8 protein-coding genes are annotated in these 11,996 nt (G+C 72.4%); 5 read left to right on the top strand and 3 right to left on the bottom strand.

Annotated elements, in window-relative coordinates; genetic code table 11:
* Positions 1-3: 3 nt before the first annotated feature.
* Positions 4-816, bottom strand: a complete 813-nt coding sequence (locus CLT68_RS13500) for an SAM-dependent methyltransferase (protein WP_088946683.1) — start codon at positions 814-816, stop codon at positions 4-6.
* 110 nt (positions 817-926) lie between these two features.
* The gene (gene pcaF / locus CLT68_RS13495; RefSeq protein WP_099851252.1) at positions 927-2,132 is read right to left on the bottom strand and encodes a 3-oxoadipyl-CoA thiolase; all 1,206 of its coding nucleotides are present in this window, start codon (positions 2,130-2,132) and stop codon (positions 927-929) included.
* Between the two features lie 106 nt (positions 2,133-2,238).
* On the opposite strand from pcaF, the gene CLT68_RS13490 reads away from it, so the two are divergent.
* The 4 genes from CLT68_RS13490 to CLT68_RS13475 all read left to right on the top strand — a co-directional run bounded on the left by CLT68_RS13490 (position 2,239) and on the right by CLT68_RS13475 (position 6,519).
* Positions 2,239-3,204 (top strand): glutathione S-transferase C-terminal domain-containing protein, encoded by a 966-nt coding sequence (locus CLT68_RS13490; protein ID WP_099851251.1) that lies wholly within the window; start codon positions 2,239-2,241, stop codon positions 3,202-3,204.
* The gene (locus CLT68_RS13485; RefSeq protein ID WP_088946680.1) at positions 3,197-3,853 is read left to right on the top strand and encodes a DUF998 domain-containing protein; all 657 of its coding nucleotides are present in this window, start codon (positions 3,197-3,199) and stop codon (positions 3,851-3,853) included. Before CLT68_RS13490 ends, CLT68_RS13485 begins: the two co-directional genes overlap by 8 nt.
* Before the next feature lie 223 nt (positions 3,854-4,076).
* Complete coding sequence (locus CLT68_RS13480; protein WP_199177219.1) at positions 4,077-5,381, top strand: dicarboxylate/amino acid:cation symporter; 1,305 nt, start codon at positions 4,077-4,079, stop codon at positions 5,379-5,381.
* 70 nt (positions 5,382-5,451) lie between these two features.
* On the top strand, positions 5,452-6,519 hold the full coding sequence (locus tag CLT68_RS13475) for an NADH:flavin oxidoreductase/NADH oxidase (RefSeq protein WP_099851247.1): 1,068 nt from the start codon (positions 5,452-5,454) through the stop codon (positions 6,517-6,519).
* A 58-nt stretch (positions 6,520-6,577) separates the two neighbouring features.
* Here the strand turns inward: CLT68_RS13475 and CLT68_RS13470 are convergent, their stop codons facing one another.
* Positions 6,578-10,117, bottom strand: a complete 3,540-nt coding sequence (locus CLT68_RS13470; RefSeq protein ID WP_099851246.1) for an ABC transporter ATP-binding protein/permease — start codon at positions 10,115-10,117, stop codon at positions 6,578-6,580.
* 1,055 nt (positions 10,118-11,172) lie between these two features.
* Here CLT68_RS13470 and CLT68_RS13465 point away from each other — a divergent pair.
* Positions 11,173-11,733: a hypothetical protein gene (locus CLT68_RS13465; protein WP_099851244.1), complete on the top strand. Its 561-nt coding sequence runs from the start codon at positions 11,173-11,175 to the stop codon at positions 11,731-11,733.
* Positions 11,734-11,996: the final 263 nt, after the last annotated feature.

Genomic DNA, 11,996 nt, shown 5'->3' with positions numbered 1-11,996 from the left:
GGATCAGCCGGCGGGCTGGTCGTACCGGGCGACGCCCCCGAAGGCGCCGAACCGCTCCGGGTGCTCGTCCACGTCGGACGGTGAGTCGGGCCGCCAGAGCGGCATGTGCACCACGCCCGGTTCGAGGACCGTCCAGTCCCCGAAGAAACCGGTGACCTGGGCGCGGGAGCGCAGGGTGATCTCGGTGTCCGTCCGGGCGGAGAGACGCTGGGCGTCCAGCATCTCCTGCGGCTGGTCCTCGAACGTGGAGTGCGAGATGACCAGGAAGCTGCCCGGCGCGGCGGCGGCCCGCAGGGTGGCCAGAATCTCCTCAGGCCGGTCGCTGTCGGGGATGAAGTGCACCACCCCGGCCAGCAGGATGCCCATCGGCCGGCTGAAGTCGATCAGCCCGAGCTGCCGGGTCTCGGCGAGGATCCGCTCCGGCTCACGCAGGTCGGCGTGGATGACCCCGGTCAGCTCGTTGCCGGCGAGCAACTCCCGGCTGTGCGCGACCGCCACCGGGTCGATGTCGACATACACCACTCGGGCCTTGGGGTTCACCCCCTGGGCCACCTCGTGCACGTTGCCCACGGTGGGAATTCCGGAGCCGATGTCAAGGAACTGGTCGATGCCGGCGTCGAGCAGCGCCCGGACGGCCCGGCGCAGGAACTCGCGGCCCGAACGCATGGTGGCGGCGAGATTCGGCGTCATGCTGGCGATCTGTTCGGCCAGCTGCCGGTCGATCTCGAAGTTGTGCGCCCCGCCCAGGAAATAGTCGTACACCCGGGCCGCGCTCGGCCTGGTCAGATCGATCTCGGTCGGCAGTCCGTCCGGCATCAGCGTGCTCCCCAGTTCATCGCCGCGGCGCGGGACAGCACCGGCGTCGGGGCGCGCAGCGGGCACGCGTGGGCACCGGTCGACCCGCGGGTCGTGTGGTGTGGACCACTCTAGGCGGCTGACTCCAGCAACAGGGAGATCCCTTGACCAACACCTATGCACATGGTGGCCAGAGCCCGGCGACCGCCGCGACGGCGCAACTCCAGGGCGGCGGTCAACGCCAGCCGCGCGCCGCTGGCACCGAGCGGGTGCCCCAGCGCGATGGCCCCACCGTTCGGGTTGACGTGCTCGGCGTCCACCGGCAGCCCCAGGTCGCGCAACACCGCCACCGACTGCGCGGCGAACGCCTCGTTCAGCTCCACCACGTCCACCGCGCTCAGCTCGACGCCGACCCGGTCGAGCAGCTTGCGGGTGGCCGGCACCGGGCCGATCCCCATGATCCGGGGCGGTACGCCGGCCGCAGCCGCCCCGCCGATGCGGGCCAGCGGAGTGAGGCCGTACCGGTGCACCGCCGCCTCGCTGGCAACCAGCAGGGCCACCGCCCCGTCGTTGACGCCCGAGGAGTTGCCGGCGGTCACCGTGCCGCCGTCGCGGAACGGGGTCGGCAGCGAGGCCAACTTCGCAAGCGTGGTCTCCCGGGGGTGCTCGTCGACCTCGACCAGCCGGGTCTCCCGACGGCCGGCCGGCACGGACACCGCCACGATCTCCTCGGCGAACCGGCCGTCGGCCTGCGCCTTGGCCGCGCGCTGCTGCGAGCGGTACGCGAAGGCGTCCTGCTCGGCCCGGCTCACGCCGTACTCGGCGGCCACGTTCTCCGCCGTCTCCGGCATCGAGTCGACGCCCCACCCGTCGCGCATCAGCGGGTTCACCAACCGCCAGCCCAGCGTGGTGTCGTACACCTCGGCGGAGCGGGAGTACGCCGACGTGGCCTTCGGCATGACGAAGGGGGCACGGCTCATGCTCTCCACCCCGCCGGCGATCACCAGTTCCGCGTCCCCGGCGACGATGGACCGGGCGGCGGTGGCCAGGGCGTCCAGGCCCGAGCCGCAGAGCCGGTTGACGGTGCTGCCCGGCACCTCCTGCGGCAGGCCGGCCAACAGCGCCGCCATCCGGGCCACGTTGCGGTTGTCCTCGCCGGCCTGGTTGGCGCAGCCGAGCACGACATCGTCCACCCGCGCCCAGTCCACCGACGGGTGCCGGGCGACCAACTCGCGGATCACGTGCGCGGCCAGGTCGTCGGGGCGGACGCCGGCAAGCGCGCCGGCGTACCGGCCGATCGGGGTACGGACACCGGCCACCAGGTATGCCACGGTCATCGCGAGTCCTTCGGGGGTGCAGACGGCGGGGGTGGGGCAGGCCCACCGGGTCGCGAGGGCTGCCGGCCGCCAGGATATCCGCGTCGGCAGCGGATAGGTTGGCGGCATGGCCCGGGCCCAGTTCAGCGCAGAGACCAGCGGCGGCGGCGCGTTCGTCCGTCAGCCCAACCGGTTCACCGGTCGGGTCACCGCCGACTCCACCTCCCCGCCCGGTGGCGGGCCCGACGAGCAGGACCGTTGGCCGCTGGAGGCCGGCCGGTACCGGCTGATCTGGTGCCGCGCCTGCCCGTGGGCACACCGGGCGAGAATCGTGCGGGGCCTGCTCGGCCTGGACGACGCGATCTCGCTGGGCACCGTCGACCCGATCCGCGACGAGCGGGGCTGGGCGTTCGCCCTGGACCCGGACGGCTTCGACCCGGTCCTCGGCGTCAGCTTCCTCTCCGAGGCGTACCTGGCCACCGACGCGGACTACACCGGCCGGGTGACAGTGCCGGCGCTGGTCGACACCCTGACCGGCCGGGTCGTCACCAACGACTACCCGCAGCTCACCCTCGACCTGTCCACCGAGTGGCGGTCGCTGCACGCGCCCGACGCACCGGACCTGTACCCGGTCGAACTTCGTCCCGAGATGGACGCGCTGATGGCCGAGATCCACACCGACGTCAACAACGGCGTGTACCGGTGCGGGTTCGCCACCTCGCAGGAGGCGTACGAGGAGGCGTTCCGGGCACTCTTCGCCCGGCTGGACGCCTTGTCCGAACGCCTGACCGGGCAGCGCTACCTGATGGGTGAGGCGATCACCGAGGCCGACGTGCGGCTGTTCACCACACTGGTCCGGTTCGACGCCGCTTACCACGGACATTTCAAGTGCAACCGGCAGAAGCTGACCGAGATGCCGGTGCTCTGGGCGTACGCCCGGGACCTGTTCCAGACCCCGGGCTTCGGTGAGACGGTGGACTTCGACCACATCAAGCGGCACTACTACGGCACCCACCGGGAGATCAACCCGAGCGGCATCGTGCCGCTCGGGCCTGACGACTCCGGTTGGAGCACGCCACACGGGCGTGGCTGAGCCGGGTCGGCCCGGCACCACGACCGCGCCAAGGGCCCGCGCCGACGTCGCCCGCCGGGTCGCCGGGTCCGCCGCGGCCGGCTGCGCGCTGGCCGGGGCGGTCGCGGTGACCGTCGCCGTGGTCGCCGGTCCCGGTCCGGGGCTCACCGGGTACGTCAGCGAGGCGGGCATCGCCGGCAGTGGTCACGCCACGACGTACCGGATCGGGATCCTCGCTCTGGCCGCAGCGCTGCTGCTGGTCGGCGCGGCGCTGCCTCCCGGGGTGTGGGCGGCACCGGCCCTGCTTGCCACCGGCGCGGTCTTCACCGCCGTGTCCGGGGCCGTGACCTGCTCCGCCGGCTGCCCGCTGCCACCGTTCGAGCGGGCGACGGCGGCGGATCTGGTGCACGGCGGCACGAGCATCGCGGCGACCGCGTCGGTGGTCCTCGCCATGGTCACGCTCGCCGTGTCCGGGCCGGCGGGCCCGGTGCTCCGTCGGCTGGCCGGCCTGGCCGCAGCGGTGGCGCTGCCGCTCTGCGCCGCGGTGGGGCTGGCGATGCTCGTCCTTGGCCGGGGTGCGGTGGTGGGGGTGCTGGAACGGCTGGTCCTCGCCGTCGCGGTGCTGTGGGGCCTCTCGACCGCGACAGCCCTCGCCCTGGCCCGCCGATAGGACGGCGGGCGAGCCGGGTGTAAGGAGCCTCACGCCGACCACCCCTTCCTCCGAGCGGGAATCGGCGTAACGTCGGCGAGCGATGACCAATGTCTGGGGCCTCACCGAGCGCCTGTACGTCGATCTCCGACTGCAGGCCAGCGGCGTCTGTCCGGCATAGCCGCGACACACACGCCCACCCGCTCGGAACCAGACAATTGGACAACGTCTCATGCCTTTCGGCCTGCGCAAGATTCCCTTCTCCGTGCAGATCCTGCTCGGCCTCGTGCTCGGCGTCGCGCTGGGCTTCCTGGCCCGCGCCAACGACCTGAGCTGGCTGACCACCACCATGCACACCGTCGGCAGCCTCTTCATCCAGCTGCTCAAACTGGCGGTGCCGCCGCTGGTCTTCACCGCCATCGTGGTCAGCGTGGTCAGCCTGCGCGGCGTCGCGAACGCCGCCCGGCTCGCCCTCAAGACCCTGATGTGGTTCGGCATCACCGCCCTGATCGCGGTGAGCATCGGCATCGGCCTCGGGCTGCTCACCAACCCGGGCAAGGGCGTGACCCTCGACCTGGGTGGCGCGGCCCCGCCGAAGAACACCGGCTCGTGGACCGACTTCCTCACCGGCATCGTGCCCACCAACCCGGTCGGCGCGTTCGTCGAGGGCAACGTCCTCCAGATCGTCTTCCTCGCCGTCGTCGTGGGTGCCGCGGCCCTGCTGGTCGGCGAGCCCGCCGAGCCGTTCGTGGCGCTGAACCGGTCACTGCTGGAGATCGTCCAGAAGGCGCTCTGGTGGGTCATCCGCCTCGCCCCGATCGGCACCCTCGGCCTGATCGGCAACGCCGTCGCCTCGTACGGCTGGGACCTGCTGGCCCCCCTCGCGAAGTTCACCACCGCCGTCTACGTCGGCTGCGCCATCGTGCTGTTCGTGGTCTACCCGCTGGTGCTGATCCTCGCCGGCCGCCTCAACCCGCTGCGCTTCTTCGCCGGCGCCTGGCCTGCGATCGAGCTGGCCTTCGTGTCCCGCTCCTCGGTCGGCACCATGCCGGTGACCCAGCGCTCCGTCGAGCGCCTCGGCGTCCCCCGCGAGTACGCCTCGTTCGCGGTGCCGTTCGGCGCCACCACGAAGATGGACGGTTGCGCAGCCATCTACCCGGCACTCGCCGCGATCTTCGTGGCCCAGGTGTTCGGTGTGCAGCTCGGCGTGACCGACTACCTGCTGATCGCCTTCGTCTCGGTGGTCGGCTCGGCGGCCACCGCCGGCCTGACCGGCGCGATCGTGATGCTCACCCTGACCCTCAGCACGCTGGGTCTGCCGCTGGCCGGCGCCGGCCTGCTGCTGGCCATCGACCCGATCCTGGACATGATCCGCACCGCCACCAACGTGGCCGGGCAGGCACTCGTGCCGACAGTGGTCGCCGCCCGGGAGGGCACCCTCGACCGGGCCGCGTACGAGTCCGCCGGTCGGCGGGACCTGACCGACCCGGAGCCGGTCGCCGACCCCCGGCCGACCCGACAGGACGAGCTGAGCCCCGTACCCGCCTGATCCAGCTGACACCGACGGCGACGGGCCCCTCCCCGGAGGGGCCCGTCGCCGTCCTCGAGAGGATGACCCCATGAGTTCCCTGTTCACCCCCCTGGCCCTGCGCGCGGTCACACTGCCCAACCGGATCGCCATGGCCCCCATGTGCCAGTACTCCGCCGGCCCCGATGGCCTGCCCACCGACTGGCACCTGATCCACCTGGGCAGTCGCGCGGTCGGCGGTGCCGGTCTGATCCTGACCGAGGCGACCGCCGTGCTCCCCGAGGGCCGGATCAGCCCGCAGGACACCGGGCTGTGGTCCGGCGCGCACGTCGACGCCTGGCGACCGGTGACCGCGTTCGTCGCCGCCCACGGCGCCGTGCCGGCCGTGCAGCTCGCGCACGCCGGTTTCAAGGCCTCCACCTACCGGCCGTGGGCACCGGAACGCGGTGGCGTGCCGGACAGCGAGGGTGGCTGGACGCCTGTCGCGCCCGGCTCGGAGCCGTTCACCACCGACTACCGGACGCCGACCAGCCTCGACGAGGCCGGCATCGCCGGTGTGGTCCAGGCGTTCGCCGCGGCCGCCGAGCGCGCGCTGGACGCCGGCTTCGCCGCCGTGGAGATCCACGCCGCGCACGGCTACCTGCTCAACGAGTTCCTCTCGCCGCTGACCAACCACCGCACCGACTCCTACGGCGGCGACCGGGCCGCCCGGATGCGACTCACCCTGGAGGTGGCCCGCGCGGTGCGCGCCGCGGTCGGCGAGGACGTGCCGGTGCTGACCCGGATCTCCGCCACCGACTGGGCTGAGGGCGGCTGGACGATCGAGGACAGCGTGGTGCTCGCCGGCGAGCTGGCCGGCGTCGGCGTCGACCTGGTCGACGCGTCCTCCGGTGGCGTCAACACCGACCAGCGCATCCCGCTCGGCCCCGGCTACCAGGTGCCGCTGGCCGCGCAGATCCGCCGCGACGCCGGTGTGCCGACCGGCGCTGTGGGCCTGATCGTCGAGCCCGAGCACGCGGAGCAGATCGTCGCCAGCGGCGAGGCCGACCTTGTGCTGCTGGGCCGGGAGCTGCTGCGCGACCCGTACTGGCCGCGCCGGGCCGCCGCCAAGCTCGGCGTCGCGTACTCAGGCCCCGCTCAGTACGCCCGCGCGGCCTGATCTTCCGGGCGGTCGGGCGGCTGCCGCTGTGCGCAGCCGCCCGACCGTCATCCCGCTCTCAGCCGGCCAGGTGTGACCAGCGACCCTCCAGGTCCTGCCAGGTCCCCTGGGCCGCCACCTGCCCGCCGAGCAGCACCACCACGTGGTCGGCCCGGACCAGCGCGGCGCGCTTCGCGGTGGAGCCGACCACTGTCACCCCGTGGTCGCGCAACGCCTGCCACAGCGCCAGCTCGGTCGTGACGTCCAGCGCCGACGACACGTCGTCGGCGACCAGCAGTTCGGTACGCGGGGCCAGCGCACGGGCCAGCGCCAACCGCTGCAACTGGCCGCCGGACAGCCGGGTGCCCTTGTGCCCGATGAGCAGACCGAGCCCACCGCCAGCGGCGGCCAGGTCGTGGTCGAGCTGTGCGGTGCTGACCGCCCCGGCCGCGTCCACCTCGTGCCCGAGCGCGATGTTGTCGGCGACAGTGCCGGACAGCACCCGAGGCAACTGGCCGACGTAACCGACCTGGTTGGGGCGCAGGAACAGCTCCGGCTCGGTGACCGGGTCACCGTTCCAGGCCAGCTCACCGGTGTGGTGCACGATCCCGGCCAGCGCCCGCAGCAACGAGGACTTGCCCGACCCCACCGGCCCGACGACCAGCACCAACTGCCCACGCTGCACGGTCAGGTCGACGTCCCGGACGGCCACCGTACCGTCGGAATGCACCACCCCGAAGCCGCGCAGCTCCAGGCGGCGCAGCGGATGCCGGGGTGGTGGCGTCGGCGCGGGCGCCGTCCCGGCGGCCAGGTCGACAGCCGAAACCCCAGCGGAGTACGCGCTCACTCCGGTCATCGCCGCCGTGCGCCGCGTCCAGACCCGCGCCGAGGGCAGTTGGGAGATCAACGACGCGGTGGTCCAGGCGAACCAGCGCGCCGCGCCCAGCGTGGAGACGGCCACCAGCACCGCCCCGGCGGAGAGCGAGCCGCTCAGGTAGAGCGCCCACGCGCCGATCGGCAACAGCCCGCTGGCCACCGACGGCGTGGAACGCGCCCACACCTGCACCGAGATCTCCCGCCGCTGCCGGTCGCTGCGCAGCACGTCCAGGCCCGCCAGGTGACGCAGCACCGCCGTGGTCGCGCCGGCGAGCTTCACCGTCCGCGCCGCGGAGAGCGCGGAGACCAGCGCCGTGGCGAAGGCGGCCCGCGCCGCCACCGTCGCCCGGGCCGCGCGTTCGAGTTTCGGCCCGAACAACGTCGCGGCCAGCCCGGAGACCACCATCGTGCCGAGGAAGAACAGCCCCGGTACGACGCTCCCGGTGACCGCTGTCATGGCGACCACCAGGACCAGCGCGACGCCCTGGTCCAGCACGTTGTCGGCGAGCTGGACCACCCGCTCGGTGTCGCCGCCCTGTGCCACGACCTCCGCCGGGGTGTGCGAGCTGACCCGGCGCGCCCCGGTCTGGCCGTGCACCAGGCGCAGGCCGATGCGCAGCATCTGCCGCACCCACCACTGGGGGAACCAGACGTGGGTGTAGTACGGCAGCGGCATGGTGACCAGTAGCCCGGCCACGATCCCGACCGCCGGCAGGTACGGGTTGCCGGTCCCGTCGACCAGGTCGGCCCACAGCCAGGGCAGCACCGGGCCGTCCAGCCCCAGCAGGCTGAGCCCGAGGAACAACCCGATCGCCGCCAGCCCGTACCGGGGATCGTTGGTGCAGAGTCGGATGATCTCCCGCAGCGTCCGGGCCGGCGGCACGGGAGGCAGCGGTGGCGGGTCGGCCCGCGTCGGCCCGGCCTTCTCGACCGACTCGACCTGCCCGGCCTTCTCGACCGGCTCGGTGGTCGGCTCGCTCGGCCAGGCGTCGGCCGGGTCGGGGCCGACCAGCAGGTCGGTGCCGGCGCCGGCGCCGGCGCGGCCGGCCGGTGCCACTGCGGCGTACGCGGCCGCGTGACTGGTCGCCAGCAGTTCGGCGAAGCGCGTCGACGTCTCCAACGGGCCGGCCTCGACCACCGCGCCGTCGGCCAGCACGACCACCTCGTCACAGCGGCGCACCGAGGAGAGCCGGTGGGCGATGACGATGCCGATCCGGTCGCGCAGCAGTCGTTCGGTGGCCCGCTGCACCCGCGCCTCGGTGACAGGATCCAGACGTGCGGTGGCCTCGTCGAGGATCACCACATGCGGGTCCCGGACCAGGATCCGGGCGAACGCCACCAGCTGCTCCTGGCCGGCGGAGAGCACGTGCCCACCCTCCCCCAGCCGGGTCGCCAACCCGTCCGGCAACTCGGCGATCCAGCCGGCCAGGCCCAGCTCGTTCAGTGCCTGGGCCGCAGCGTCGAGCAGCTCGGGGTCGTAGAGCGCCACGTTCTCCGCGAGGGTGCCAGCCACGATCTCGGTACGCTGCGGCACCAGTGCCACCCAGCGGCGCAACTGCTCGACGTCGAGGTCACACAGGTCGGTGCCGCCGAGGAAGACAGTGCCCGACGGCACGTCGACAGCCCTGGTGAGCACCTTCGCGAGCGTCGACTTGCCCGAACCGGTCCGCCCGATCAGCGCGTACGAGCGTCCACGCGCGAAGGTGAGGCTGAGCCCGCGCAGCGCCGCACCCCGGCCACCCTCCGGGCCACTCACCTGGTACCCGAAGGTCAGGTCGCGGATGCGCAGGTCACCCTCGGCCGGGCTGGCACCGCCGACGGGCTCCTGCCGAGCCTTGTGCAGCAACTGCACCCGGGCCCACGCGCCGAGAGCCTCCTGGATCTCCGGCACCATCCGGCTGACGTGTTCCGCGGTGGCACCGAAGGCCAGGGCGAGCAGCCAGATGGCGGTGAGTCGGGCGGCGTCGATCCGGTCGGTGGTCAACGCCCAGGCCCCGCCGAGCACCACCGCGCCGATGCCAGCCCGGATCGTCGCGGTCGCGGCGGCGGCCACCCGGGCGGACAACACCCAGACCAGGCCGCCCCGGGACAGCACGGCGGCGGCCCGCCGCGCGTACAGCCGCAGTACGTACGGGCGGGCCAGGCTGGTCCGTACGTCGTCCTGGCCGTGCACCGCCTCCTCCATCACGGCGGCCAGGTCGGACCACGCCTCCTCCTCAGCCATCCGGGCCGGGGCGATCCGCGCCGTGGGCCGGCGCAGACTGACTGCGAGCACCACAGTGAGCAGCAGCATTGCGACACCGGCCGGCCACCACACGACCAACGCCACGACCATCGACAACAGGCCGACGCAGAGCCCCTGGGCGAGCCGGGTGCCCTGGTTACGGATCGCCGACGCCACCTGGTAGACATCCCCGTCGATGCGGTCGAGCAGCTCACCCACCGGGGTGGTCTCCAGGGTGGGCAGGTCCTGCCCGAAGGCGACCCGGCAGAGCCGTCGGCGGACGTCGGCGGACCAGTCGGCGGTCAGGCCGGCCATCAGCAGGCTCACCGCGAGGTCGCTGAGCACCACGGCGACCAGCGCTGCGGCCAGCACGACGAAGAAGCCGGCCGAACGATGCACCAGCACCGCTCCGGCCAGCGCCGAGGCGCCCGCCTGACCGGCGGCGCCGAGCACGATCAGGACGGCCACGACCGTCATACGACGTGCCGAGGTGCCCCACAGATCACGGAGCAGGCGCATGGAAAGTCCTCCGGATGTGGGGTGGCGGAGACTTCAGCCTGCCGGCGCCTGCGCGTAGATTCAACCGAATTTCCGGCCCTGAGCAGGGCGTCAGTCATCGCCGAACTCATGATCGACTCGGCTTCATTGAAGTCGGGGTGTCGGCCTGTCGCGGATGCCGCGGTTTCCGTGAAGTCGAGTGGATCATGCCCGCATGGGGGTTGCGGCGTGCCCGATGGGTGCCCGGGCGTGCGGCACCCCGGGCCGGCGAGGCAGTGCCCCCGGCTTGCTTGACGCAGGAGCGAAGGGCCGACCTGCTGCGACGTTTGTCGGGTTGTGGAACCCGTGGCACCCCCGTCCTGGTCTTGATCGACTCGGCTTTCAGGAAGTCGGGGCATCCAGGCGCCTTGGATGCCCCGACTTCCTTGAAGACGAGTGGATCATGCCGGGCCAAGCCGGCTCGTGACCGCCGACACGAGAGGTTTGGGGGACTTGGCGGGCCCTGGGGTTCCGTGGGTCGTGAGCGGTCGCGCCCATGGGTCGGAATGATGGCCGGGGCGGGGTCGTTGAATACCCTGACGATCGCAGGACCACCGGTTCGTCGCCCCGCCCACGGGGTTGGAGCAGCTGGTGGCGGGGTTGGAATGCCGACCCGGCCCGCATCGTTGAAGCCTCCCCAGCACCCGCGCTCCATCGGGTGCGACGGAATGGCTCGGCCCCCGGAATGACCCCGGGCCCCCGGTCGTTGCAGTCCCCACGAGCGACCACCCCGCCACCGCTTCACACGAGCCGGTGTCGGTGGATGGGCCCACCGGGGAATGACCCCCGACCCCCGGTCGTTACACATGGACCCGGCGCCACAAGCCCCGCTCGTAGGCCGCCGACCCCGGCGCCCGAGCCCCCGCTCGCAGGTCGCCGACCCGGCCCCCCACAAGCCCCCCGGCTTGACTGGTGCCGATCTCCCCGAAGACTTTTCCCTTTGTTTGATGCAGCGCCGGACGAGGTGCTCACACCCTGCGCCACCGTCTCCCCCGAGCGGTGTGCGGGTGTTTCCTACCCCCGAAGGAGCTACCCCCATGAACACGATCTTCCGTAAGAGCATGCTGTCGGTTGCTGGTCTCGCGTTCGCCGGTGGTGTCTTCGCCGGCCCGATCGCCGCCCACGCCAACCCCGTGGATGGCAAGCCGGTCGCGGTGGCGGTGCAGTCGGCCGCCCCAAAGCCGCAGGGCGAGCAGTCCCACATCACGTTGAATGACGAGCAGACCGCCAACGTCAAGGCGATCATCGCCGCCACGAAGAAGGCCGGCCTGCCCGAGCGCGCCGCGGTCATCTCCATCGCGACGAGCCTGCAGGAGTCCAAGCTGGAAAACCTGGGCCACCTCGGCGACGCCAATGACCATGACTCGCTGGGCCTGTTCCAGCAGCGCCCGAGCTCGGGTTGGGGCACCCCGGAGCAGATCACCGACCCGGCCTACTCCACCACCGCGTTCCTCAAGGGCCTCAAGCAGGTTGACGGGTGGCAGGACATGGCGCTGACCGACGCCGCGCAGACCGTCCAGGTCTCCGCCTACCCCGACGCCTACGCCCAGTGGGAGCAGCAGGCCACCGACCTCGTCGCCCAGCACTGGAACAGCTGACACTGATACCAACACGAACACTGAACGACCCGACCGCTGGCCGGCACCCCCACCCGGGGTGCTGGCCAGCGGCATATCCCGCACAACCACAAGGACACCGACAACCAGGCCCGGCAGATCTTGGACACTTTCCGTTAGCCGCTAACGGAAACTGTCCAAGATCTAGGGTTGGCGACGCGTCGGAGTGCCGTGATCGGTCCCCTCGGCATGCGGCACGGTTGCGCCGGGGCCGCGCGGAGGGCTCGGCAGATCCGCGGCCAGGT

This window comes from Micromonospora sp. CNZ299 (assembly GCF_002754415.1).
Note: the sequence above shows the minus strand (reverse complement) of the source record. Positions and strands in the feature narration are given on the sequence as shown.

Excerpts from the sequence above, each read along its gene's own strand:
- CLT68_RS13500 (WP_088946683.1), bottom strand. The coding sequence starts at position 816 with ATGCCGGACGGACTGCCGACCGAGATCGATCTGACCAGGCCGAGCGCG.
- pcaF (WP_099851252.1), bottom strand. The coding sequence starts at position 2,132 with ATGACCGTGGCATACCTGGTGGCCGGTGTCCGTACCCCGATCGGCCGG.
- CLT68_RS13490 (WP_099851251.1), top strand. The coding sequence starts at position 2,239 with ATGGCCCGGGCCCAGTTCAGCGCAGAGACCAGCGGCGGCGGCGCGTTC.
- CLT68_RS13475 (WP_099851247.1), top strand. The coding sequence starts at position 5,452 with ATGAGTTCCCTGTTCACCCCCCTGGCCCTGCGCGCGGTCACACTGCCC.
- CLT68_RS13470 (WP_099851246.1), bottom strand. The coding sequence starts at position 10,117 with ATGCGCCTGCTCCGTGATCTGTGGGGCACCTCGGCACGTCGTATGACG.
- CLT68_RS13465 (WP_099851244.1), top strand. The coding sequence starts at position 11,173 with ATGAACACGATCTTCCGTAAGAGCATGCTGTCGGTTGCTGGTCTCGCG.